19 protein-coding genes are annotated in these 24,575 nt (G+C 71.7%); 5 read left to right on the top strand and 14 right to left on the bottom strand.

From position 1 onward, the window contains the following. Positions 1–18 precede the first annotated feature (18 nt). The 8 genes from prmC to thrC form a co-directional block, all read right to left on the bottom strand. A complete protein-coding gene (gene prmC, locus ACIBI9_RS34025; RefSeq protein WP_397228115.1) occupies positions 19–873 on the bottom strand; it encodes a peptide chain release factor N(5)-glutamine methyltransferase in 855 nt (284 codons plus the stop codon). Continuing rightward, complete coding sequence (gene prfA, locus ACIBI9_RS34020; RefSeq protein ID WP_397228113.1) at positions 870–1,922, bottom strand: peptide chain release factor 1; 1,053 nt, start codon at positions 1,920–1,922, stop codon at positions 870–872. Before prfA ends, prmC begins: the two co-directional genes overlap by 4 nt. Before the next feature lie 93 nt (positions 1,923–2,015). Continuing rightward, a complete protein-coding gene (gene rpmE, locus ACIBI9_RS34015) occupies positions 2,016–2,234 on the bottom strand; it encodes a 50S ribosomal protein L31 (protein ID WP_106248153.1) in 219 nt (72 codons plus the stop codon). Between the two features lie 122 nt (positions 2,235–2,356). Then, a complete protein-coding gene (locus tag ACIBI9_RS34010) occupies positions 2,357–2,992 on the bottom strand; it encodes a response regulator (RefSeq protein WP_397228111.1) in 636 nt (211 codons plus the stop codon). A gap of 10 nt (positions 2,993–3,002) precedes the next feature. Next, positions 3,003–4,268: a sensor histidine kinase gene (locus ACIBI9_RS34005; RefSeq protein WP_397228109.1), complete on the bottom strand. Its 1,266-nt coding sequence runs from the start codon at positions 4,266–4,268 to the stop codon at positions 3,003–3,005. 147 nt (positions 4,269–4,415) lie between these two features. Continuing rightward, positions 4,416–6,434 carry a transcription termination factor Rho gene (gene rho / locus ACIBI9_RS34000; RefSeq protein WP_397228107.1) on the bottom strand — a complete coding sequence of 673 codons (2,019 nt, stop codon included), beginning with the start codon at positions 6,432–6,434 and terminating at the stop codon, positions 4,416–4,418. Positions 6,435–6,891: 457 nt separating this feature from the next. Then, positions 6,892–7,818, bottom strand: a complete 927-nt coding sequence (gene thrB / locus ACIBI9_RS33995; protein ID WP_397228105.1) for a homoserine kinase — start codon at positions 7,816–7,818, stop codon at positions 6,892–6,894. A gap of 12 nt (positions 7,819–7,830) precedes the next feature. Further along, positions 7,831–8,889 (bottom strand): threonine synthase, encoded by a 1,059-nt coding sequence (gene thrC / locus ACIBI9_RS33990; RefSeq protein ID WP_364244741.1) that lies wholly within the window; start codon positions 8,887–8,889, stop codon positions 7,831–7,833. A 158-nt stretch (positions 8,890–9,047) separates the two neighbouring features. Here thrC and ACIBI9_RS33985 point away from each other — a divergent pair, with 158 nt between their 5' ends. Further along, positions 9,048–10,538, top strand: a complete 1,491-nt coding sequence (locus ACIBI9_RS33985; RefSeq protein WP_397228103.1) for a glycosyltransferase — start codon at positions 9,048–9,050, stop codon at positions 10,536–10,538. A gap of 126 nt (positions 10,539–10,664) precedes the next feature. Here the strand turns inward: ACIBI9_RS33985 and ACIBI9_RS33980 are convergent, their stop codons facing one another. Together ACIBI9_RS33980 and ACIBI9_RS33975 are read right to left on the bottom strand one after the other, a co-directional pair. After that, positions 10,665–12,311, bottom strand: coding sequence for a glycosyltransferase (locus tag ACIBI9_RS33980; RefSeq protein WP_397228101.1), 1,647 nt, complete (start codon positions 12,309–12,311; stop codon positions 10,665–10,667). After that, entirely contained in the window at positions 12,308–13,381 is a 1,074-nt protein-coding gene (locus ACIBI9_RS33975) for a glycosyltransferase family 2 protein (RefSeq protein ID WP_397228099.1), read from the bottom strand. The genes ACIBI9_RS33980 and ACIBI9_RS33975 overlap by 4 nt, the downstream gene beginning before the upstream one ends. 222 nt (positions 13,382–13,603) lie before the next feature. Here ACIBI9_RS33975 and ACIBI9_RS33970 point away from each other — a divergent pair, with 222 nt between their 5' ends. The 4 genes from ACIBI9_RS33970 to ACIBI9_RS33955 are packed head-to-tail and all read left to right on the top strand — an operon-like array spanning position 13,604 to position 19,237. Beyond that, complete coding sequence (locus tag ACIBI9_RS33970) at positions 13,604–14,041, top strand: hypothetical protein (protein WP_397228097.1); 438 nt, start codon at positions 13,604–13,606, stop codon at positions 14,039–14,041. After that, positions 14,038–15,537, top strand: a complete 1,500-nt coding sequence (locus ACIBI9_RS33965) for a glycosyltransferase (RefSeq protein ID WP_397228095.1) — start codon at positions 14,038–14,040, stop codon at positions 15,535–15,537. Before ACIBI9_RS33970 ends, ACIBI9_RS33965 begins: the two co-directional genes overlap by 4 nt. Further along, the gene (locus ACIBI9_RS33960; protein WP_397228093.1) at positions 15,534–17,549 is read left to right on the top strand and encodes a glycosyltransferase; all 2,016 of its coding nucleotides are present in this window, start codon (positions 15,534–15,536) and stop codon (positions 17,547–17,549) included. The genes ACIBI9_RS33965 and ACIBI9_RS33960 overlap by 4 nt, the downstream gene beginning before the upstream one ends. After that, the gene (locus ACIBI9_RS33955) at positions 17,546–19,237 is read left to right on the top strand and encodes a glycosyltransferase (protein ID WP_397228091.1); all 1,692 of its coding nucleotides are present in this window, start codon (positions 17,546–17,548) and stop codon (positions 19,235–19,237) included. Before ACIBI9_RS33960 ends, ACIBI9_RS33955 begins: the two co-directional genes overlap by 4 nt. Here the strand turns inward: ACIBI9_RS33955 and ACIBI9_RS33950 are convergent. From ACIBI9_RS33950 to ACIBI9_RS33935, 4 genes are all read right to left on the bottom strand, one after another. After that, a complete protein-coding gene (locus ACIBI9_RS33950) occupies positions 19,234–20,523 on the bottom strand; it encodes a homoserine dehydrogenase (protein WP_397228088.1) in 1,290 nt (429 codons plus the stop codon). The two genes, ACIBI9_RS33955 and ACIBI9_RS33950, sit on opposite strands and share 4 nt — an antisense overlap. After that, entirely contained in the window at positions 20,520–21,902 is a 1,383-nt protein-coding gene (gene lysA, locus ACIBI9_RS33945) for a diaminopimelate decarboxylase (protein ID WP_397228086.1), read from the bottom strand. The genes ACIBI9_RS33950 and lysA overlap by 4 nt, the downstream gene beginning before the upstream one ends. Before the next feature lie 124 nt (positions 21,903–22,026). Continuing rightward, positions 22,027–22,650 carry an anticodon-binding protein gene (locus tag ACIBI9_RS33940; protein WP_397228084.1) on the bottom strand — a complete coding sequence of 208 codons (624 nt, stop codon included), beginning with the start codon at positions 22,648–22,650 and terminating at the stop codon, positions 22,027–22,029. A gap of 23 nt (positions 22,651–22,673) precedes the next feature. Next, positions 22,674–24,518: a hypothetical protein gene (locus ACIBI9_RS33935; protein ID WP_397228082.1), complete on the bottom strand. Its 1,845-nt coding sequence runs from the start codon at positions 24,516–24,518 to the stop codon at positions 22,674–22,676. Positions 24,519–24,575: the final 57 nt, after the last annotated feature.

Here is a 24,575-nt window from a genome sequence, read left to right as displayed (position 1 = left end):
ACCTCGCTCGCATGGATCCTAGTCCTGGCCCAGCCGGGCCGTGACGAAGCGGTCCCTTCTGGTGAGGTCCTGGCGAAGGCGCACGTCGCGCCAGCCGTTGTCCTCGGGGAACGTCAGATAGACCGACCGGCCCTGCTGGTCGGCGTGCTCGACGACCACCCAGCCGCCGGGCCGCAGCAGGCGGCGGGCCGTGCGCTCGACCGCGCGCACCTCGCCGAGCCCGTCCTCGCCGGAGCCGTACAGCGCCCTGGAGGGGTCGTAGTCGCGCACCTCGGGGTCGCGCGGGATCGCGCCGGGCGGGATGTAGGGCGGGTTGGAGATGACCAGGTCGACCTTGCCGTTGAGCTCGGGCAGCGCCTCGGCCAGGTCTTCGGGGTGCAGGTGGGTGCGGCCCTGGCCGAGCTCGGAGATGTTGCGCTTGGCCCACGTGTACGCCCCGGGATCGACCTCCACGGCGTGGACCTCGGCCAAGGCCACCTCCTGGGCGATCGACAGCGCGATCGCGCCCGAGCCGGTGCCGAGATCGACGACGAGCGGGGCGGTCACGTCCATCGCGCGCAGCGTCTCGATGGCCCAGCCCGCCACCACCTCGGTCTCGGGCCGCGGCACGAACACGCCGGGCCCGACCGACAGTTCGAGGTAGCGGAAGTAGGCGTGGCCGGTGATGTGCTGCAGCGGCTCGCGGGCCTCGCGCCTGGCCACGCCCTCCCAGAACAGCGCGTCGAAGTCGGAGTCCTTGACCGTGTGGAGCTCGCTCCTGCGCACGCCGTGGACGAACGCCGCGATCTCCTCAGCGTCGGTGCGCGGTGAGGGAACACCTGCCTCGGCCAGCCGGGCGGTGGCGAGGGCGATCTCGTCCAGCAGAAATGTCATGAGTGTTGTGCGAGCTTCTCCGCCATCTCGGCGTCGATGAGGGCCTGGGTGACGGCGGTGAGCTCACCGTCGAGAACTTGGTCGAGGTTATACGCCTTGAAGCCGACCCGGTGGTCGGAGATGCGGTTTTCCGGGAAGTTGTAGGTGCGTACGCGCTCGGAGCGGTCGACCGTGCGGACCTGCGACTTGCGCTCGGCCTGCGCGGCGGCCTCGGCCTGCTCCTGCGCGATGGCCAGCAGCCGGGCCCGCAGGATGCGCAGGGCCGACTCCTTGTTCTGGAGCTGGCTCTTCTCGTTCTGGCAGGAGACGACCACGCCGGTGGGCAGGTGGGTGATGCGGACCGCCGAGTCGGTGGTGTTGACGCTCTGGCCGCCGGGGCCGCTGGAGCGGTAGACGTCGATGCGCAGGTCGTTGGGGTCGATCTGGACGTCGACGTCCTCGGCCTCGGGGTAGACGAGCACGCCCGCGGCGCTGGTGTGGATGCGGCCCTGCGACTCGGTGACGGGCACCCGCTGCACGCGGTGGACGCCGCCCTCGTACTTGAGCCTGGACCACACGCCCTCGTCGCCCTTGGCCTTGATACCGACGGTGACGTCTTTGTATCCGCCGAGGTCAGAAGGCTGGCTGTCGATGACCTCGGTCTTCCAGCCGAGCCGCTCGGCGTATCTCAGGTACATCCGCAGCAGGTCGCCCGCGAACAGCGCGGACTCCTCGCCGCCCTCGCCCGCCTTGATCTCCATGATGATGTCCTTGTCATCGTTGGGATCGCGCGGGATGAGCAGGTGCCTGAGCTTCTCCTCGAGCTGGGGGATGCGCTCCTCCAGCTCGACCGCCTCGGCCGCGAACGCCTCGTCCTCACCGGCCAGCTCCTTGGCGGCGGTCAGGTCGTCACGCGTCGAGTCGAGCTCGCGGTAGGTCGTGATGATCGGCGTGAGCTGCGAGTAGCGCCTGCCGAGGGTGCGGGCCTTGTTCTGGTCAGCGTGCACGGCGGGATCGGCGAGCTGCAGCTCCAGCTCGGAATACTCCTTGAGCAACTCGTCGAGATTCACCGTGTGTCCTTAGTCTTGGGGCCAGTCTTGGGGGCCTACACCAGCAACGCCGGCCCAGCGCACGCGCGTGCGTCCGGGCCGGCGTCGGTGAAGCTACTTGCCCGTGGCCTTCTTGCCGAAGCGCTTCTCGAAGCGGGCCACCCGGCCGCCGGTGTCGAGGATCTTCTGCTTGCCGGTGTAGAACGGGTGGCAGGCAGAGCACACGTCGGCGTGGATGACGCCGTTCTTGGCGGTGCTACGGGTGGTGAACGTGTTGCCGCAGGAGCAGCTCACCTGCGTCACGTTGTAGTCAGGGTGAATGTCGCGCTTCATCGCTGTCCTTTCGGGGTGCGGCCGCCGGGTCGCCTTCACGCACGGCGTGAACCGGAACCGCTAAATGGTCAGCTACCAGTGTGCCAGATCGTCCAACCATCCCAGGCCATCGCGCATTCCCGTCAGCGGCCCAGATAGGTGAGTACGGCCAGCACACGGCGATGATCCTCGGGCGCCGGCCCCAGAGCCAGCTTGGCGAAGATGCCGGAAATGTGCTTCTCCACCGCGCCTTCCGTGACGACCAGCCGGGCGGCGATGGCGGTGTTGGAGCGGCCCTCGGCCATCAGCGCCAGCACCTCGCGCTCGCGGGGGGACAGCGAGTCGAGCGGGGCGCCGCGGCGCTGGCGGCTCAACAACTGCACGACGACCTCGGGATCGATGATCGTGCCGCCCGCCGCCACCTGCCGCACCGCCTCCAGGAACTCGGCCACGTCCGCCACCCGCTCCTTCAGCAGGTAGCCGACCGCCTTGCCGATGAGGTCGCCGGCGTAGCGCTCCTCGACGTACTGCGACAGGACCAGGATCGGGAAGTCCGGCCTGGCCACGCGCACCTGCAGCGCCGCCCGCAGGCCCTCGTCGGTGTGGCTCGGCGGCATGCGTACGTCGACGATGGCCAGGTCGGGCTCGTGCTCAAGGACGGCGGACACCAGCGCGGGCCCGTCCGAGACGGCCGCGACGGTCTCGATGCCGCCGTCGGCGAGCAGGCGCGCGAGCCCCTCGCGCAAAAGTACGGAATCCTCGGCGATGACCACGCGCATGGCCACATGACTACCACTCGCAAGGCAGCTCCGCACGCACGATGGTGGGCCCGCCCACGGGGCTGTGCAGGACGAGCACGCCGTCGATGGTGGCCGCCCGGTCGGCCAGCCCCGACAGGCCGCCGCCCGGGCAGACGAGGGCCCCGCCGATGCCGTTGTCCCACACGTCCACGACCACGCCCCGATGGTCCCTGATCACCGTCACCGACGCCTCGGTGGCGCCGGAGTGCTTGGCCATGTTGGTCAGGGTCTCGGCCACGATGAAGTACGCGATGCTCTCGACCGCGGCGGGCGGCCGCTCCCGCAGCTCGACGGAGACGTCCACGCGGATGGGAGCCCGCGCGGCCAGCCCCGACAGCGCCGCGTCCAGGCCGCGGTCGCTCAGGATGGCCGGGTGGATCCCCCTGGCAAGGTTGCGCAGCTCGGCGATGGCGGCCTTGGTGCCCGCGTGGGCCTGCGCGATGAGCATTCTGGCCTCCTCGGGCTCGCTGTCGAACTTCGACTGCGCCCGCCCCAGGTCCACCGCCACCGACAGCAGCCGTTGCTGCGCGCCGTCGTGGAGATCGCGCTCGATCCGGCGCCGCTCCGCCTCTGCCGCGTCGACGCCCCTGGCCCTGCTGGCCCGCAGCCGCTCCTCCTGGCTGCCGCCGAGCAGCACCGTCGCCAGCGTGCCGTGCAACCAGGCCATCCCGCGTACGAGGTACGCCGCGAGCACGAACAGCAGCGCCCCGAAGACCATGGCGACGAAGGCGCCCGGCCCGCTGTCGATGGTCAGGTCCGTGTAGACATCCCCCATCACCCACAGCAAGAGCAGGACGGGCTGGATGATCAGCGTCACCGCCGTGAACCACAGCACGACGGACACGGCGGACTCGACCAGGCCGAGCGGGAGCAGCATCAGCAGGTATCCCAGGTCCTGCCAGGTGGCCGCGTCCCCCAGCAGCCAGCGGAGATGCGCGCCCACCCCGCGTTCCGGCCTGGCCTGGTACGGGTCGGCGATCTTCACGCCGAACGCCGCGTACATCAGCCGTCTCTCCAGCATCGCCCCGCCGCGCCACATCAGCACCGTGGCCATCATCAGCGGCACACCCACCCAGACGACGGTCAGCGCGAGCGACGTGGGAAGGGCGACGGACAGCGCGACGAACCAGCCGAGCCCGGTCACCCCCGTGATCAGCAGATACGGCGCCGCCCGCCACGTCATCGGGTCCACCACGACCCCCAGCGGGCCCTTGGCCCCGAACGGCACCCGGTCCTTCAAGGCGACTGATCGCATGCCTTCAGACTGCACTCAGGAGAGGCCGCCGTGAATCCGGATGGCAGCCGACGTCGGGTGGGGCTAGCCCCACCTACCGAGCTGGTACGCCCCCGACGCGAAAAGGGCGGCACGGGGAACCCCCATGCCGCCCCTCTCAGGGAGCCGCTAGTCGCGGTCGTTGCTCACCGTGGTCTTCTGGACCTGCAGGAGGAACTCCGCGTTGGACTTGGTCTCCTTCATCTTCTCCAGGAGCAGCTCGAGCGCCTGCTGCATGTCGAGCGCGTGCAGCACCCGGCGCAGCTTCCAGACGATCTGGAGCTCGTCCTTGCCCATGAGGATCTCTTCCTTACGCGTGCCGGACGCGTCCACGTCCACCGCGGGGAAGATGCGCTTGTCGGCCAGGGAGCGGTTGAGCTTGAGCTCGGCGTTGCCGGTGCCCTTGAACTCCTCGAAGATGACCTCGTCCATCTTGGACCCGGTCTCGACCAGGGCCGTGGCGAGGATCGTCAGCGAGCCGCCGTTCTCGATGTTGCGGGCGGCGCCGAAGAAGCGCTTGGGCGGGTAGAGCGCCGTGGAGTCGACACCACCCGACAGGATGCGCCCGGACGCCGGGGCCGCCAGGTTGTAGGCGCGGCCGAGGCGGGTGATCGAGTCGAGCAGGACGACCACGTCGTGGCCCAGCTCCACCAGGCGCTTGGCCCGCTCGATGGCGAGCTCGGCGACCGTGGTGTGGTCTTCGGCGGGACGGTCGAAGGTCGAGTGGATGACCTCGCCCTTCACCGACCGCTGCATGTCGGTGACCTCTTCGGGCCGCTCGTCCACGAGCACGACCATCAGGTGGCACTCGGGGTTGTTGCGGGTGATCGCGTTGGCGATGGACTGCAGCACCATCGTCTTACCGGCCTTGGGCGGCGAGACGATGAGGCCGCGCTGGCCCTTGCCGATCGGCGAGACGAGGTCGATGATCCGCGTGGTGAGGATGTTGGGCTCGGTCTCGAGGCGCAGGCGCTCCTGCGGGTAGAGCGGCGTCAGCTTGTTGAAGTCAGGCCGGTTGCGGGCCTGGTCCGGGTCCATGCCGTTGACGGTGTCGAGGCGGACCAGGGCGTTGAACTTCTCGCGCCGCTCGCCGTCGCGAGGCTGCCTGACGGCGCCGGTGATGACGTCGCCCTTGCGCAGGCCGTTGCGGCGGATCTGGGCGAGCGAGACGTAGACGTCGTTGCTGCCCGGCAGGTAGCCGCTGGTCCTGACGAACGCGTAGTTGTCGAGGATGTCGAGGATGCCGGCGATCGGGATGAGCACGTCGTCGTCGCCGACGACGGGCTCGCTGCCCTCGAAGCGGTCACGGCCGCGGCCGCGGTTGCGCTCCCTGAAGCGGCCCCGGCGACCGCGCCCGCCGCGGTCGTCGTCGTCCATGCCGCCGCGCTGGTCACCTCGCTGGTCGCTCCGGCCCGCGTCGGCGGCGCGCTCGCGCTGCTCGCCGCGGCCACCGTCACGTCCAAGGTCGCGCCCGCTGTCACGGCTGCTGTCGCGGCCACTGTCACGGCTGCTGTCGCGGCTGCTCTCACGCCCGCCGTCACGGCTGCTCTCGGCACGACCGCCCTCACCGCGGTCGCTGCCGGAGCGGTCGCCCCGCTCGCGGCGCTCACCGCGGCTGCGGCGCTCGCGACGGCTCTCGCCGCGCTCGGCGCGCGTCTCGCTCTGGCCGCTCTCCACGGCCTGGGCCTGCGGCTCCGCGACCGGCTCCGCCGGCGCGGCGGCCGCGACGGGCTCGGGGGCCGCGACCACGGGCTCCGCCGGCTGCGCGACGGGCTGGGCCGCGGGCTCCTCGGCGGTCTTGGCGCGGGAACGTTCCCTGCGCGTACGGGTGGGCCGCTCGGCGGCCGGGGCCGCGTCAGCCGCGGCGGCGGGCGCCTCGGCGGCCGGGGCGGAAGCCGGTGCGGCCTCGCCGGAACCGCCACCCTGCTTCTCCTGGATGGCCGCGATGAGCTGGCTCTTCCGCATGCGCCCGGTCCCGCTGATGCCCAGCTCCGCTGCCATCTTCTGCAGCTCGGGCAGCACCTTGGCGGACAGGCCGGTGCCGGAGCGACGCGCACGGGTGGTCTTCGCCGGTGCGCGGGTGGGGGTGTCGCCGGACGCCGGCTCAGCGCCTGATGCGTCGGAGAGGAGTTCGGTGGTGTCGCTCAACTAAAAGGTCCTTCCCAGGGGTCGGGCGCCGGTTTCGTTCTGCCGGGCGTCCCGGAGGTGCTTGCGATCCGGCGGGACAGACCGGGTCGGGGTGCACTCTGCGATCTTCGGCTGTCGCTGTGGACGGCCGCCACTCTTGGGGAGGGGCTCGTCCAAGCGGCCACAGGGCCGTGGCGCGTGGCTGACACCCCCCAGATTGCTGTCGCCAACCAGATGTCGATGTGATTCGAACGCGCAGGTCCCCGTCGTCGCCGCCTCGTTTCGAGCCAACCGGGTGTGGGCCAACCGGAGGCAACGGAGTCCGGGGAGACAGCCGCGCTGCTCACGCCTCGCGACGTGAAGCATGATGCAGCGATGTGTGGCTGACAAGCACGCACCCACCAAGGGGGCATCTGGTGCGGCTATCAGCCTAACATCACCAGCGCACACGGCTATTCCCTGAAGGTCTAAAGAGGCATCAGCGTGTCTCGGGAACCTGAACGTTCGCACCAACCGGGTCGACGTCCATTTGCTGGATGTGCCAGTCATTACCCACTTCTGGCGCGATCAAATCCTGCGTATCCGATGTCGAAAACGCAAGAACCGTGGGACCCGCTCCCGAAACGACCGCGGGCACGCCCACTGCACGGAGACGTTCTACCAGATTCGCGCTCTCCCGCATCGCAGGCGCGCGGTAATGCTGATGGAGTCGATCTTCGGTGGCGGCGAGCAGCAGCCACGACTGCGGTCGCTGGGTCAGCGCCGCGATCAGCAGCGCAGCCCTGCCGGCGTTGAACGATGCGTCCTTGTGGGGCACGTCCTTCGGCAGCAGCCCCCGCGCGGTCTCCGTGGCCAGCCGGGCAGTAGGAACGACCACGACCGGGCGGATGCGCTCGTCAGGAGCCAGTTTCACCATACGCGGCGTCCCGGAGTGGTCGTACCAGGCCACGGTCAGACCGCCGGCCAGGCAGGGGGCGACGTTGTCGGGATGCCCCTCTATCTCGGTGGCCAGCGCGAAAACGTCGTCGTCCGAAAATCGCCCGCGCTCAGAAAGTTGTTCGCCCTCAGCCAAAGCGCGGGCCGCCAGGATGCCCGCGCAAAGGGCGGCAGACGAGGATCCCAGCCCGCGCGCGTGCGGAATCCTGTTACGGCAGTGCAGGCGTATCCCGCTGGGCTGGGCGACCCCCATGCGGTCGAACGTCGCCCGCATCGCCTTGACGACCAGATGACCCTCTCCGAGATCCAGCTCGCCCTCGCCCTCGCCCTCGACGGTGACGCGAGCCCCGGCTTCGTCGGTGAGCGCGGCCTCGACGTCGTCGTACAGGCTCAGCGCCAGCCCGAGCGCGTCGAACCCGGGACCCAGGTTCGCCGAGGTGGCGGGCACGCGAATCTCAACGGTCCGCACATGAACTCCCTGTCAGGCGAGGTTGAGCGCCGCCGCGGCGGCGTGGACGTCGATGGGGATGACGACGGGCGCGGGCGCGCCCGAGATCGCCCAGTCGGGGTCCTTCAGCCCGTTGCCGGTGACGGTGCAGACGATGCGCCGGCCCGGGTCGACGAGCCCCTGCGCGTGGGCCTGCAGGAGCCCCGCGACGCTGGCGGCCGAGGCCAGCTCCACGAACACGCCCTCTTCCTGGGCCAGCAGCTTGTACGCCGCCGCGATCTGCCTGTCGGTCACCGCCTGGATGACGCCGCCCGACTCGTCGCGCGCCGCGGTGGCCAGCGACCAGGAGGCCGGATTGCCGATGCGGATGGCGGTGGCGATCGTGTGCGGATGGGAGACGGGCGCACCCTGGACGATCGGCGCGGCGCCGCTGGCCTGGAAGCCGAACATGCGCGGCCGCTTGGTCGACACGCCGTCGGCCGCGTACTCCTGGTAGCCCATCCAGTACGCCGAGATGTTGCCCGCGTTGCCCACCGGGATGCAGTGGATGTCCGGGGCGTCACCCAGCGTGTCGACGATCTCGAACGCCGCCGTCTTCTGGCCCTGCAGCCGGAACGGGTTGACCGAGTTGACCAGCGCGATCGGGTAGCTGGACGACAGCTTGCGGGTCATCTCGAGACAGTCGTCGAACGACCCCTCGACCTGCAGCAGCGTGGCGCCGTGCACGAGCGCCTGGGCCAGCTTGCCCATGGCGATCTTCCCCCGTGGCACCAGCACGGCGCAGGTCAGCCCGGCGCGTACGGCGTAGGCCGCCGCCGACGCCGAGGTGTTGCCGGTGGAGGCGCAGATGACCGCCTTGGCCCCCTCCTCGACCGCCTTGCTGATGGCCATGGTCATGCCGCGGTCCTTGAAGCTGCCCGTCGGGTTGGCTCCCTCGACCTTCAGGTAGACGTCGCACCCCGTCAGCGCGGACAGGCGGTTCGCGGGGACCAGCGGCGTGCCGCCTTCGAGCAGCGTGATGACAGGCGTCTTCGGAGTGACAGGAAGACGCTCGCGGTATTCCTCGATGAGGCCACGCCACGACCTGCTCATGATGACTCCCTACCTGCGGTGTTGGGCACAGAGTGTACGGGGTGCGGCAGCCCTCCGCGGATCCGCGTCCACCCCCCGGACACATCCATTGGACAGGGGCGCTATTCAGGAAATTCTCAGCATCTCCCGATAAGGTCTCGGGGCAGGGGGTCACCACCATGGACGCGCGTCCTGCTTTGAGGCAGAACGACTATTCACCGATCGCGGCGCCGGAGCTCGGCACCTGGTCACCCGCCCTTTCCGTGAGTGTGGTGATACCCGCTCACGGCGGGCAGGACCGGCTCGACCTGACACTCGCGGCGCTGGCGGCGCAGACGTATCCGGACCATCTCATGGAGGTCCTCGTCGTCGACGACGGCAGCGAACCTCCCATCCGGCTGCCCGAGATCCGCCCCGCCAACACCCGCGTCGTACCGGTGCGCGACGGCTGGGGCATCTCCAACGCCGTCAACACCGGCGCCAAGGCCGCCGACGGCGAGATCATCCAGCGTCTCGACGCCGACATGGTGGCCTGTCGCGAGCACATCGAGGCGCTGGCCCGCTGGCACCACGTGACGGACTATCTCGTCACGATCGGGATGAAGAAGTTCGTGGACGCGCCGCCGGTCACGCCGCGCCAGGTCTTCCGGGCAGGCCACCTGGGAGAGCTGTTCGACCTGGCCGGTGCCGTGTCCAGCTCCACCGAGGCGACGATCGCCAAGACCGACGGGCTGCGCAAGAGCCGCAATCCCTACCACGTGTGCACGGGGCCGACCTTCGCCCTGCCCAGGGAGGTCTTCCACGCCGTCGGCGGTCTCGACCCGAACGTGGCGCGGGGCGAGGACACCGAGTTCTCCTACCGGCTGGCCATGCACGGCGTGGTGTTCGTCCCGGACATGGACGCGCAGGCCGTGCACCTGGGGCTGCCCGCGCAGCACCGCGACAGGGAACGCGCCGTGCGGGCCGTGGAGCCGTACCTGGCGCACCGGATCCCGCTGCGCAGGGACCTGCGCAAGGACCGGGGGCGGCGGTGGCTGGTGCCGTACGTGGAGATCGTGCTCGACGTCACGGACACCTCCGAGTCGGTGGTGCGGCAGGCGGTGGCGGCGGCGCTGGACGGCAAGCTGCAGGACGTGGTGGTGACGCTGGTGGGGCCGTGGTCGCGGCTGAGCTCCGGGCGCCGGTCCGTCCTGTCGGACCCGTGTTTCGAGCTGCGGCTGATGCGTGACCTGTTCGCGCACGACGAACGCATCCGCCTGATCGACGAGGCCGCCCCCACGCCCGCGCCCACGCCGTTCCGCTACCGGGGGCCGGTCGACGTGCCGCTGCACCGGGCGACGCTGGAGCGCATGATCGAGTCGGTGCAGAAGGATCTCACCGGCGTGCTGATCGTCGACCTGCCCGACGGGCGCACGGCCCGGCTGGAGCGCACCTCCGCCCTCGGCCGCGCCGTCCTGCTCGCCGACCCGGGCGCCGACGTGGACGACCTCATCGCCACCACCCACGGGGTACGCCACGAGCCGCCGGACCGCTACTGGCCGGCTCCCGCCCAGCCCGACCCGGTCACCATCCCGGCCCCGGCCCCGGCCGCCACCGCGCCGGTGACCGTCTCGGTGCCGCCGGAGAACACGCTGCTGCGCCGCCTCAAGTCGGCCCTCCGCCCCAACTGACCCCGCCGCTCCACAGGCGGATCGGCGCGCGCGGGACGGGGCGAGCGCAAAGGGGCGTCCGGTGATCGGGGCGGTGGCCGCCGTGAAGGGCGGCGCGCCGGCGGTGGGCCGGCGCTGAAGGGCGGGTCAGCCGCGCAGGCGTTTGCGTAAGGCGCGTTTCATGGTCGCGGACACCAGGACCCGCAGGCTCTGCTGGACGCGACCGGCGGCGGCCAGCTGGCGGCGCAGCGTGCCGACCTCGCGCCGCAGCTCCACGGTCGACTTGCGCCAGCGCCCCGCCTCGTCCCGCCACTTGGCCACCTGCGCCCGCAGCCGCTCCGCCTCTTTGGCCAGCCGGGCCGCCTCGGCCTGCGCCTCCAGGCGCGCCCGGTACGCCCCGCGCCGCCCCAGCAGCGGCCCGGCCTCGGTCGTGAAGCCGTAGGTCTCCGCCTCCACCCAGGTGACGCCCGACACCGAGTCCACCGCGTCGTCCAGGTCCTCCCCCGGCGCCACCACGATGCGGGCCCGGGCGAAGGCGGACGCGCGTTCGAGGCGGGCCGCGACGACCCCCTGGGACGACTCGTGGAGCAGCACGTTCACCAGGCCGAGCCCCTCGTCGCGGGCCAGGTCGAGCAGGCGGGCGAGGGAGTCCTCGCCCGGGACCCAGCCGGGCGGCAGGCGCAGCACGAAGGGCACGGCCGGGTCGACGGACTCCGTGGCGGACAGGCGTACCCGGCCTTCATGCCGATAGTGGCCCTGGACCAGCACCAGGTCGAGGTCGGGGTCCTTCAGGGGGGCGCGGCGGTCGCGGTCGAGGGTGTCCCAGGGCCCGAGGACGAGCACGGACAGGTCGGGCAATGTGCCGGCGAGCAGCGCGTCCACCGTCGCGCGCACCGAGTCGTAGCCCGCCGTGCCGTCCACCACCACGGTGACGTACGGCACCTTCCACTGCCGCCCGGGATGCCCGCGCAGCCACCGGTAGGCCGGGATGCGGTCGGCCACGAACGCGTGGCTCACCCGGTCGATCGGCTGTTTGCCGCGCATCCGCATGGTGGGTCCGAGATGGTAGGCGCGGGCCGAGGGTTCCGGCACGAAGACGGCGCCCGCCTGGCCGAGCCGGTAGCCCATCTCGGTGTCCTGGCCCAGGATCAGCTCGTCGTCCATCGGCCCGGCGGCCTCGATCAGCCGGGCGTTGACCGAGGTCGCGCCTCCGACGTGCAGGCTGAACGGGCGCTGGGGGTTGTCGGTGAGGCCGTTGGTGCGCTCGACGAGATCGACGATCCAGGCGTGCGGCGCCGCGGGTTCGAAGTGCCTCTCCAGGTCGTCGGGGAGCTCGCGGGGCAGCTCGGCGTCGGTGAAGCGGATGTAGCCGGTGACGACCAGGTAGGGGGCGGCGTGGTGCCAGCGCATGTGGGCCTCGATCGCGCCCGGGGTGAGCACCACGTCGGAGTCGAGCCAGTGGATCACGTCACCGGTGGCCTCGGCCAGCCCGGCGTTGCGGGCGCTGGCCCGGCCCGGCTCCGCGCAGACGATCAGGCGCGTCCGCTCGGGGCGGACGGCGGGCAGGCGCAGCGGGGGCGCGCTGCCGTTGTCGACGACGATGACCTCGGTCAGCTCCGCCGGGTACGTCTGCCTGGCCAGCCCGGCGAGCACCAGGTCGAGCTTGTCCTGCCCGCCGTAGGCCGGGATGACCACGCTGACCGTGAGCTCGGGGGTGAGGTCTTCGGAGAGGGGTTCGAGGGTCCGGTAGTCGTTGCCGCGCACCCTGGCCGCACCGGCGACGTCCGTGGTCATGCGGCTTCCATCAGCAGGCTCGGGCGGAAGCCGCGCCACTGGTTGGCGGCCACCTTGAGGAAGTGGGCGAGGGGCAGCTGCCAGGTGTGCTCGTCGCGGAGCCCACGGCGCAGGACGTAGCCCAGCCCGTGGGTGCGGTAGACGCGCGCGCCGACCTTTTGCGCTGCTTTGAGAAACTCGAGATCGACCGCCCGTGAAAGCCCAGGAAATCCCCCAATTTCCTGAAATTTCTTCCGAGAAATCAAGATCGTCCCTCCCGCCACATGATCGGCCCACACCTCGCTCGGATACGCCGCCCCACTCGCGAAAGTCGTCCGCCGCACCGTGGCCCGCAGCGGCTCCAGGTAGAAGAACTCGGCCGTCGTCCCCACCACGTCGGCCCCCGAGTACGCCAGCGCCATGATCAGATCTCCCAGGTGGCGCGGCCCGTACCAGTCGTCGTCATCCCACTTCACCAGGTAGTCGCCGCGTGCCAGAGCCGCTACCCGGTTGAGCACCTCTCCGAACGGGACTTCCCGCGCGACCTCGATCCATTTCACGGGCAGCGAACACGACTCGACCGCCTCCCGCACCTCCTCGAAGCTCACCCCGTGCAGCCCGAGCAGCACCTCGGCCTCGACGTCCCGCTGCCGGCCCATCTGGGCCAGCGCCGTCGCCACCATCCCCGGCCGCTTGGTCGACATGACGATGCTGACCGAGGGCCTGGAGACGCGGTGCGCCAGGCGGCGCAGGCGTACGCTGTGCTCCTCCCGCCGCAGGTCGGCCAGCGAACGCGCGGTCCCGTCGGCCGCGTGGCCGAGCCAGTCGCGGTCGGTGAGCAGCGCGGCGAGGTCGCCGGGCACCCAGGGCGCGGCGCGGCCGGCGGTCAGCGGAACCCCGGCGGCGGCCAGCCGCAGCAATCCCTCCAAGGGCACCTCGGCGGCGGGCCACTCGATCTCCAGACCGCGCAGCGGGCGCAGCGCGGGCACGTCGGGGCGCTGGCCCTCCACCGCCCAGCCGTCGTGCGTCCAGTGCAGGCGGGCCAGCCCCTTCTCCGGCGTACGCGCGAAGCCACAAGGGGTGATCGACATGGGCCTCCTTGGGACTTGGTCGGCGCCTACCTTACGCCCGTTTTACTGACGGGTAGACGCGGCCTCCACATTCGGCAGGCCCTACGCCGCAGGTGGAGTGGAGGTGATTCTCAGTTTTCCTCCAGGAAGCTATGGCACGGTAGGTGCCGGAGTTTATTAAGGTGTCAATAATCCCCTGATGTCCTCGACGCCTCTGATGTTCCAAACGAAAGGTATGCGCGGATGCTCTCGCCCCGCCGACTGGCAGCGACCGCCGCACTCCTCGCAGCTCTCACCGCCGGCGTGCTCGCCCTGCTCGTCCTCGCCGGCCTGATCACTCTCGGCGCGGCAGCGGTCACGGTGGCCTTCCTGGTCACCCTGGCAGCCCTCGCCTTCCTCGTGCTCACCGTGCGCCGCCTCGACGGCAAGGCGCACCGCATCGATCTGCGGATCAAGAAGTACGAGGCCGAGCTGGCGAGGACCACCACCGCACTCAAGAACATCGAGACCAGGTTGGACCTGCTGGTGCAGGCCGTCGAGGACTCCGCCGCGCGGCGGGCCGACGACCTCGGCGCCATCCTGGCCTCGCTCGGGGAGGACCGGGTCAACGCCATGGCGCGGGCGCGAGAGGTGGAGGAGCTGCGCGCGGAGGTTCGCGCGCTGGCCAGGGACTCCGTATGACGCGGGTCCGGCACAACGACTACGGGGCGCTGACCCCGCCGGCGGTGGGGGCGTGGGAGCCCTCGCTGCGGGTCTCCGTGGTCATCCCGGCCTACGACTGCGCGGAGGCGCTGGAGCGCACGGTTCCGGCGCTGGCACGGCAGACGTACCCGGCCGAGCTGGTCGAGATCGTGGTCGCGGACGACGGCAGCGAGCCGCCGCTGCAGGTGGCGGGCGCGCGGGTCGTACGGGTGGCCGACGGATGGGGACGCGGCGCGGCCCGGCAGGCCGGGCAGCTCGCGGCCACCGGGGACGTGATCCACTGGCTCGACTCCGACATGCTCCTCGCGGACGACCACATCGAGGCGCACATGCGCTGGCACCACCTGATCGACCACGCGGTGGTGATCGGGGACGTCCGGTTCGTCGAGGAGCCGGGCGAGGAGGGCGTCCAGTCCGAGTACACGAGGAAGACCTTGGAGTCGACCAGGTGGCTCAAGGACGCGGGCGCGAGCGCGTACCTGCTGCACACGGGCGCGTCCACGTCCGTACGGGCCGATCTGCTGCGCGCGGCGGGCGGCGTGGACACCTCCCTGAACATGGCGGAGGACACCGAGCTCGGATACCGGCTGGCGCAGGCGGGAGCGGTGTTCATCCCTGACGCGCAGGCCAGGGCGTGGCACGTCGGGGCCTCCACCGTGATGCTGCGGGAGAAGGAGGTGCACCGGCACAACTGGTCCTATCTGGGCGATCTCATCCCCGACCTGCGCTGGCTGCGCAGCCATCCCCGGCGTCACTGGCGGGTGCCGTACGTCCAGGTCGTCGTGACGGCGACCACCTACGAGCAGACGCGGGCGAGCGTCGACTCGGCCCTCGCGGGCACCCTCGCGGACGCGGCCGTCACCCTCGTCGGCCCCTGGGGCAAGCTGACCGGCGAGCGCCGCTCCAACCTCGACGACCCCCTCCTCGACCTGCGCCTGCTGCACAATCTCTACAGGCACGAGCCCCGGGTCATGTTCGCGGAGAGCGTACCCGCCTCCGCCGCCCCCGCCCCCTTCCTGCTGCACGTCCCCACCGGGTGGACGCTGGGCGCCGACACGCTCTCCAGGCTGGTACGCCACGCGGACGGCGACCTGCTCGGCCTGGTCAGCGTCGCGCTGTCGGAGGGCAAGTCCGGCGTCGTGGCCGCCCGCCTGGAGCGCACGGCCGCCTTCTCGCGTGCCGCGCTCCATGAGGGCCGGGCCGACGACCTGGTGGACGAGATGTTCGGGTCGGAGTGGGTCAGCGGGGGCGAGTACGGGTTCGCGGTGGCGGAGGAGGCCGAACCGCTGGCCGGGGAGCCCGCGAAGTGGCGGGCGCTGGCCGGGGAGCGGTTGCGGGAGGTCAAGGAGCTGCGGGCGGAGGTCGAGCGGCTCTCGGCCGAGGTCGAACGGCTGTCCGCCGAGCCGCCCGCCGACGAGTCCGCGGGACGGGGCGGGCTGAGCTCACTGATCAGGCAGCTGCGGAGCGCCGGATGATCCGTCAGCTGCTGGCGGAGCTGCCCGGAGCGCGGGTCTTCTTCGCCGGGATCGACGACGTCGCCCCTCTCTACGCCGTCCCCGCCGCCCGCCATCGCTCCTCGGGAACGTCCTGCGAGGCCCGGCACGTCGTGGACCTCGATCGGGACCTGCTGGAGCCGTCCGCCGAGAACGAGCAGGTGGGCGAGGTCCTCGTGCTCGCCAGGACACCGGCCGACCTGCGCAGGGTCGCGACGCTGCACAAGCTGCTGCCACAGGCCGAGCGGGTGGTCGTGGCCGTGCTCGACACGCCCGCCGCCCACCCCGCGCCGGTCCCCACTCCCACCCCCGCGCACCGGTGGCGGTCCTTGACGGATCTGCGCGTCTACCAGCCCAGGAACCGGGTCTGGGTGGTCGACGCCCGGTTCTCCGCCTCCACGCCCGCGGGCCGTACCGTGGCCGCGACGGCGCGGGCGTTCGCGGGCCATCGCCTCGACGTGATCACGGCCCCTGCGGCGGCGATCGCGGGCGTCGGGGCGGCCGACTGGCGCCCCGGCGACCCCAACGCGACCCCCGCCGAGGTGACGGGGCCGGTGCCGGAACGGGTCGGCGCGCCGGGCAGCGACATGGTCCTGCGTACGCTCGGCCACCCGTCGGTGGAGAACGTGAGCGACGCGCCGTCCTCCGTCCCGGATGCCGGCGACGGGGAGCCGAGCGACGACGCGGAGACCGTGGAGTGGGCCGGGGACGAGACGCCCATCGAGCGGCCGACGCTGCGGGCGGTGACCTGGGAGCACCTCGGACGGCCGGGCATGGCCGACTCGCCGCTGGCCGATCCCGACGTGCTGGGCGAGACCTCCATGGTCCCGCCGGTGGACGAACGCCTCGTGAACCCCCAGGGTTTCGTCACCACCCCCTCCCGCGGCATGGCCTCGCTCGTGGAGCGGGACGGCCGGTGGTCGGTGGTGCTGGACGACAAGGTCGTGACGTCGTTCGCCGAGTCCGGCGGGGTCACCGACGCCGACGTGGCCAGGCTCCGGCAGATCCGCGGCGTCGAGGTGGACTGGCGGCACGCGCACAGCGGTCCCCTGGCCGCCGTACGGGTGCTGACCGGCCTGGCCGCCGCCGGGGTGCCGCTGCGCGCGGAGGACGTGCCGCGCTGGGCGGGTGCGCTCGGGGACGAGATCATCGAACTCGTCGAACACTGCCCGGACCTCTCGGACGACCTTCGGCGCGAGGAGCACAGCATCCGCCTGCGCCGCGCCGCGCTCCGTACCCACGGCGTCGCCGCGAGGTGGGAGCAGCTCGGCGCGCCCGCCCCCGCGCCCCCGCTCACCTCTGTCCTGCTGGCCACGCGCCGCACGGACATGGTGTCGTTCGCGCTCGACCAGGTCGCCCGCCAGCGCGACGCCGAACTCGAGGTGATCCTCGCCCTGCACGGCGTCCCGAAGGGCCACCCGGACGTGGCCAAGGCGATCGAGGCGTTCGAGGGCCCGTTGACGGTGTTCGAGGCCGATCGCCAGGACGTGTTCGGCGAGGTGCTGAACCACGCGGCCGCCAGGGCCTCGGGTTCGTTCCTGCTGAAGATGGACGACGACGACTGGTACGGCCCCGACTTCCTGTCCGACCTGCTGCTGGCGCACTCGTACTCGGGCGCCCAGGTGGTGGGCACGGTGCCCGAGTTCGTGTACCTGACGTCCATCGACGTCACCGTGCACCGCAGGCAGGTCACCGAGCAGATCACCAGCTTCGTCGCCGGAGGGACGATCCTGGTGGAGCGCTCGGCCTTCCAGGCCGTGGGCGGGTTCCGTCCGTTGCGGCGCTCGGTGGACACCCAGTTCCAGGAGGCCCTGCAGGCGGCGGGCGGCCAGATCTACCGTACGCACGGGCTCGGCTACATCCTGCGCAGGGGCCCGGCCGCCAACCACACGTGGCAGGAGCCGATCGGGACGTTCCTGCAACGCAACAGGCAGCAGTGGCGCGGCTTCCGCCCGAACGCCCTCATGGCCCTGGACGGGAGCCCCCTCCCATGACCGGCATCCCCCGCATCCGCCGCAACGACTTCGGCGTGCTCACGCCGCCCGCCCTGGGCGCCTGGGAGCCCGCGCTGACCGTCACCGTCGTCATCCCGGCCCACGACCGCCAGGAGACCCTGGACCTCACCCTGGCCGCCCTGTCCGCCCAGAGCTACCCCGAGCACCTGCTGGACGTCATCGTCGTGGACGACGGCAGCGCCACCCCGCTCCACCTCCCGGAGCTCGTCCCGGCCAGGACCAAGCTGATCTCCAGCCCGCCGGGCGGCTGGGGCCGGGCCTGGGCCGTTCAGGCGGGCCTGGACACCGCGACCGGCGAGGTCATTTTCGTCCTGGACGCCGACATGGTCCCGCACCGGCACCACGTGGAGGCCCAGCTGCGCTGGCACCACCTGGCCCCGTACGTGGTGGCCCTGGGCTGGATCGACTTCACCGCCGCGACCGACCTCCCGACGCAGGAGCGGGTACGCCAGGCGCTGGAGTCGGACGAGGAGGGCGAGCTCTTCCCGCTGTCACCGCACCGCCACGACTGGGCCGAGCAGATCATCCACGACCACGACGGCCTGCGCACCGCCCCCAGCTCCCTGGCGACCCGCATCCACGTGGGCGCCACGGTGTCGTACCCGGCCGAGCTGCTGCGCTCGATCGGCGGCCTGGACACGTCCCTGGTGCTGGCCGAGGACACCGAGCTGGGCTACCGGCTCACCCAGGCGGGCGCGGTGTTCGTCCCGGACCCGGAGTCGCGTGCCTGGCACGTCGGGCTGCCGACGGCGATGCGCGAATTCGCGGCGCTGAAGCGCTACAACGACCCCTTCGTCGCCGACCGGGTCCCCTACCGGCGCTACCTCCGCACGGATCCGGGCCGGCAGTGGCTGGTGCCGTACGTGGACGCGACGGTGCCGGCGGGCCCGTACGAGGACGTGCGGGCGACGGTGGACGGCCTCCTGGCCGGCACGATCCCGGACGTCAGGGTCACCGTCCCCGGCCCCTGGGAGTCACTGAGCACCGAACGCCGCTCCCCGCTCGCCGACCCGCACCTCGACCTCCGCCTCATCCAGGCCAACTTCGCCGGCGACCCCCGCGTCCACCTGACCGGGCCCCTGGAGGGGACGGCCCCGTTCCAGCTCTCGGTGCCGCCCGGATGGGTCCCGTCGAAGGACACGGTGGAAAGCCTGCTTGACCACATGGAGCAGCACGACCTGGGCACCCTCTGCCTGGCCCTGGAGGAGACGGAGCAGGGCGTCACGCTGGCCCGGCTGGACCGCACGGCCGCCCGGTCAAGAGCCGCGCTGGTGGCCGCCCCGGACGACGAGTGGGACGACCTGATCGACGCCCTCTTCGGCCTGGAGTGGCTGGACGGGGAGAGCTGGGGCTTCAAGCGCCGCCCCGCCGTCTACCCGCCGCGCAAGAGGCCCGTCCCGGAGCTCGACCGGCTCACCGCCGAGCACGAGAAGAAGCTCGCCCTCTACCGCAAGCGCACCGCCGCCCTGCGCGCGGAGCTCGCGCAACTGCGGCGGGAGTCGGCCAAGAACGGCCGGGACGCGGCGCGCTGGCGCGAGAAGGCCGAGGCCTGGCGCAGGGAGGCGGTCCGCCTCGCCCGCGCGCAGAACCGCACGGTCCTCAAGCGAGCCGTCCGCAAGGTCCGCTCCCTGGCCTTCCCCGACGACTCCCCCGCGCGAGAAGGCTAGTCGTCGCCCTCCACGCGCATCACGCTGGCCACGGCGCGGACGATGTCCAGCTCGCGCAGCCCCTCCATGGTCGCCGACAGCGCGGCATCCGTGGCGCGGTGGGTGACGATGACGAGCTGGGCGTCGTCGCCGTGCCCCTCCTGGCGTACGGTCTGGATCGACACGTCGTGCTTGGCGAACAGCTCCGCCACCCGCGCCAGCACGCCCGGCTTGTCGGCCACGTCGAGCGCCACGTGGCAGCGCGTGACCGTGTCGCCCATGGGATGGGCCACCAGGTCCGCGTACGTCGACTCCTCCGGCCCGCGCGTGCCCGCCAGGCGGTTGCGGGCGACGGCCACCAGGTCGCCGAGGACCGCGGAGGCCGTGGGCGCCCCGCCCGCCCCCTTGCCGTAGAACATGAGCTGCCCCGCCGACTCCGCCTCCACGAAGACCGCGTTGTACGCCTCCCGCACCCCGGCCAGCGGGTGCGACCGCGGGATCATCGCGGGGTGCACCCGCACCCCGAACGAGCGGCCGTCCTCGGAGCGGGCGCAGATGGCCAGCAGCTTGATGACGTAGCCCATGGCCTTGGCCGAGGCCACGTCGGTGGCGGTGATCTCGGTGATGCCCTCGCGGTGCACCTCGGCGGCCGTGACACGGCTGTGGAAGGCGAGCCCGGCCAGGATGGCGGCCTTGGCGGCGGCGTCGAAGCCCTCGACGTCGGCCGTCGGGTCGGCCTCCGCGTAGCCGAGCGTCTGGGCCTCCTCCAGGGCGTCGGTGAAGGACGCGCCCGTGGTGTCCATCTTGTCGAGGATGTAGTTGGTGGTGCCGTTGACGATGCCGAGCACGCGCTTGACGTGGTCGCCCGCCAGCGACTCGCGCAGCGGGCGCAGCAGCGGGATGGCGCCGGCCACGCTGGCCTCGAAGTAGAGGTCGCCGTTGCCCTGCCTGGCGGCCTCGTGCAGGGTGGCGCCGTCTTCGGCCAGCAGCGCCTTGTTGGCGGTGACCACGGACTTGCCCTTGGACAGGGCGGCGACGATCAGCGTGCGGGCGGGCTCGATGCCGCCGATGACCTCGATGACGATGTCGACGTCGTCACGCGTGACCAGCGCCTCGGCGTCGGTGGTGAACAGCGAGGGGTCCACGTCGACGTCACGCTTGCGGCCGAGCCGGCGTACGGCGACGCCGGCCAGCTCCAGCGGGGCACCGATGCGCGCGGCCAGGTCGGCGGCCTGCTCGTGCATGAGCCTGATGACCTGCGAGCCGACGACGCCACAGCCCAGCAGCGCCACTTTCAGCGGTTTCACAGCTGCCCCCTCAACAGGTCGTCCTCGGTCTCGCCCTGCACGATCACGCGCGACTTGCCGCCGGAGACGGCGACCACGGCGGGCCTGGGCAGGTAGTTGTAGTTGCTGGCCAGCGACCGGCAGTAGGCGCCGGTGGCCGCCACCGCGATCAGGTCACCGGGGACGAGGTCGGCGGGCAGGTGGAAGTCGCGCACGATGATGTCGCCGCTCTCGCAGTGCTTGCCGACCAGGCGGCTGAGCATGGGCTCGGCGGTGCTCTCGCGGCTGACCAGCGCCGCGGTGTATTCGGCGCCGTAGAGCGCGGTGCGCACGTTGTCGCTCATGCCGCCGTCGATGCTCACGTAGGTGCGCAGGCCCTCGACGTCCTTGACCGTGCCGACCGAGTAGAGGGTGATGCCGCCGGGCCCGACGATGGTGCGCCCCGGCTCCACGGTCAGCCTGGGCACGGGCAGGCCCGCGTCCGTGCACACCTTGGTGACGATCTCGCGCAGCCCGTCGGCCAGCTCCTTGATGTCGGGCGCCTCGTCACCCTCGACGTAGGCGATGCCGTAGCCGCCGCCCAGGTCGAGCTCGGGCAGCACGACGCCGTGCTCTTCCTTGATCTGCACGAGCAGCGCGGCCAGGCGCCTGGCCGCCACCTCGAACCCGGCCGTGTCGACGATCTGGGAGCCGATGTGCGAGTGGAGCCCGACGAGCTCGAGCTGCGGCAGGGCGAGGATCCGGCGTACGGCCTCCGCGGCCGCCCCGGTGTTGAGCGACAGCCCGAACTTCTGGTCGTCGTGCGCCGTCGCGATGAACTCGTGCGTGTGCGCCTCGACCCCGGTGGTCACCCGGATCATCACCTTGGGCCGCTTGCCCAGCCGCTGGGCGAGGTGGCCGAGCCTGGCGATCTCCTCGTACGAGTCGACCACGATGTGGCCGACCCCGACCTCCAGCGCCCTGGTCAGCTCGGCGACGGACTTGTTGTTGCCGTGCATCGTGATGCGCTCGGGCGGGAACCCGACGCTGAGCGCCACCGCCAGCTCGCCGCCGCTGGCCACGTCGAGCCCGAGGCCCTCGTCGTGGAGCCAGCGCACGATCTCCTTGCACAGGAACGCCTTGCCCGCGTAATGGACGTCGGAGCCGGCGAAGGCCGTGGCGTAGTCGCGCATGCGCGAGCGCACGTCGTCCTCGTCGAGGACGTAGAGCGGCGTGCCGTGCTCGCGAGCCAGCTCGCGCACGTCGACGCCGCCGACAGTGAGCGTGCCATCGGTCCGGGTCGACGTTCGCGGCCAGATCGCCGGGTTGATCCGGTTGAGGTCGGCGGGCGCCAGCGGAGGGCGCTCGTGGGGCAGCATCTCGGCGTGCCGGTCCCCGGCGGGATGGACGAATCGACTCACCTGATCGAGGCTATCGGAACCGCAACTAAGCCATGACCCTATGCCCACGTATCGAGACGCGATCAAGCCCGGGAAGGGATATTTTTACGATTTTTCGCCGTTTGGCCGAATATTTTGCGACCCGCTATATCCGTTCCGGCCCAGGAAGCACACCGGTCACAGCCTCGGCCAGCCGCACCCGCGCCGTGTGCACCGGCCCCGGCGCCTCGTCGCCGACCGGGACGGCGGGCGCGTGCTCGTGCGCGTCGTGATAGGCCAGGGCCAGCCGCACGAGGTACGTCTCCCACCCCGGCTCCCTGCTCACCGTCCGCCCGGGCAGCTCGGCCAGCACCCGCAGCACCCGCCGGTCGTACGGGCCGTCGAGCAGCTCCCCCCTGAACCCCTCGGACGGCACCCCCAGCTCCCCCGCCCACCTGAGCACCGCGCGGGCCCGCGCGTGCCCGTACCGCACCACGAACCCGGGGTTGTCCCAGGTCCGCGGGAAGTCCGGCCACAGGGGCTCCGGGATGTCGAGCGGCCCGACACCTGCCACCAGCTCCCCGGGCTCGCTGACCACGATCCGCAGGAACCCGTCCCGCCGGACCTCCACCAGGGACACCCCGGCCAGCTCCCGCACCCGCCCGGCGAGCGACTCGGCGGGGACCTTCCGGCGCAGCGCCGCGGCGGAGACGTAGACGGCCTCCTCCTCCCACGTCCCCTCGGGCGCCGGCGGCTCCCCCAGCACCTCGGCCAGTTCCGGGAGCGTCATGGCCGAAACCCTAGCCCCGGGGCTCAGATGAGCGCGTGCGGCTCGGCGGAGCCGTACTCGACCAGATGCGCCGCCCCGAGCAGCCAGCGGTCCTCGTCGCGCACCCGCACGTAGCCGAACCGGTCGGCCGAGAACACCTTGATCCCGTCCGTCCGGCACTGCCGCATGAGCACCTCGTCCCACCCGTCCGTGAGGTCCGCGAAGCCGATCTCGCGGAGGGTGTTGCGGCGGGCCAGGAGGGTCGCCCCGGCGATCTCCGGGAGGTAGGTGTACTCGGCCTCGGGCTGCTTGAGCAGCGTGGCCTGCGGCTTGCGGAGGTGGGCGTAGAAGGCCGCCTTGCCGACGATGTCGGCGGTGCTGAAGAGGAACGCCCGCCGCAGGTCCGCCAGGTAGTGCGGGCCGTACACGTCGCGCGGGTCCATGACCGCCACCAGGTCGGCCTCGCACAGGTCGATGCCGGCGTCGAGCATCGCGCCCTCGGTCATCGCCGGGTGCGGGCGGCGGTAGACGATCTCCACGTCCGGCAGCACGTCGCGGGCCCGCAGCTCCGACTCCGGCGGCCCGATGACGATGAGCTGGTCGACCCCCGACTGCTTGGCGACCTGCGCCAGCGCGTGCTCCATCAGGTACGGGTCCATGATCGGCAGCAGCACCGAGGTGTTGAGCGTGGCGCGGGCGCTGGGCAGGCCGATCGCGTCGAGAAGCTCGTCGATCCGCTCGGTCATCGTGCCCATCTGGTACGCCCGCCGCAGCGCCACGTGCGCCCGCCGCGTGTCGGCCTCGGTGCCGATGGGCGTGCCGCAGGCGGCGAGCTCGGCCAGCCGCCACTGGGGCGTGCCCGGCGGGCAGTCCACCGCGGCCGGCCAGCGGTAGGAGGTCAGGACGTCGGGGTAGGTCAGGTGCCCGGGCAGCAACTGGTCCAGCGTGAGGACCCGGTCGATGCGCCCGCCGGACAGCGGCAGCGGGTTGTGCACCCTCGGCTGCACCCCGAACTGCAGCCGCGGCCAGGCCACCGTGAGATCGGTCGTGAACCGGTGCTCGAACAGCTCGGCCGCCGCCGCGTATGCGGCCACGTCGCCCTGCGTGTGCCAGAAGACCGTGCGGATGCCGCGCTCGGCGCACCAGGCCAGCAGCGCCTTGAGCCCCTCGCCCGGCTCGCCGGTGATCTCCTCGGCCCACGGCCCCTGCGAGACGGACTCGACCACCAGCAGGTGGGGCACCTCCAGCGGGAGCACCCTGGCGAAGTCGCGCGGCGTGAAGCCGGTCGTCTGCCGCCACTCGTACCTCAGCAGCGCCTCGGCGTGCGGGTCGGCGATGACCGCGGCCGTCAGGTGCGGCCTGGTGTTGGGGCCCGTCGGCACCCGGAAGGGCTTGAGCTTGAAGGAGGCGCCCCCGAGCGTCCTGGTCGTAGTGGTGGCCTGGTACGCCGCGCCGGGACGCTCGTCCTTGGCCTTGGCGGCCGTAGGGGGCTTGCGCTTGGGCGCGATGGGCCGCTTGACGGGCTTGGCCGCGCCCCTGAGCCCCTTGGCCAGCCGGACCGGGTTGCTCTTGCCGCTCTTGATCGCGTCACCGAGGCGGTTCCAGCGGGCGACCTTGATCGAGGACAGCTTCCAGTTGGCCACCTCGGCCTGGAAGCGCTGCTCGGCCAGCTCCTTGCGCAGCTTGTCGGCCGCCGCCTGCTCGGTCTCCAGCCGCTCCTCGGCCTCGCTCAGCCGCTCGGCCAGCGACCTGGCCTCCGCTGCGCTCTGCTCGGCGGCGGCCAGCTTGGCCTCGGCGGCGTCCAGCAGCCTGGCCAGCTCGGCGGCACGCTCGGCCTGCGCGACGGCATCCCGCAACGCCCGCCGCGTGCTCTCAAGCTCCGTAGTCAATTGACCCTCCGCTCCCTCAGCCCGGCAAAGGATACTCTTTTTGCCTGAAGCGTCTCG

The organism is Nonomuraea sp. NPDC050451, from assembly GCF_044458585.1.
This window is presented reverse-complemented; position numbering and strand designations above follow the sequence as displayed.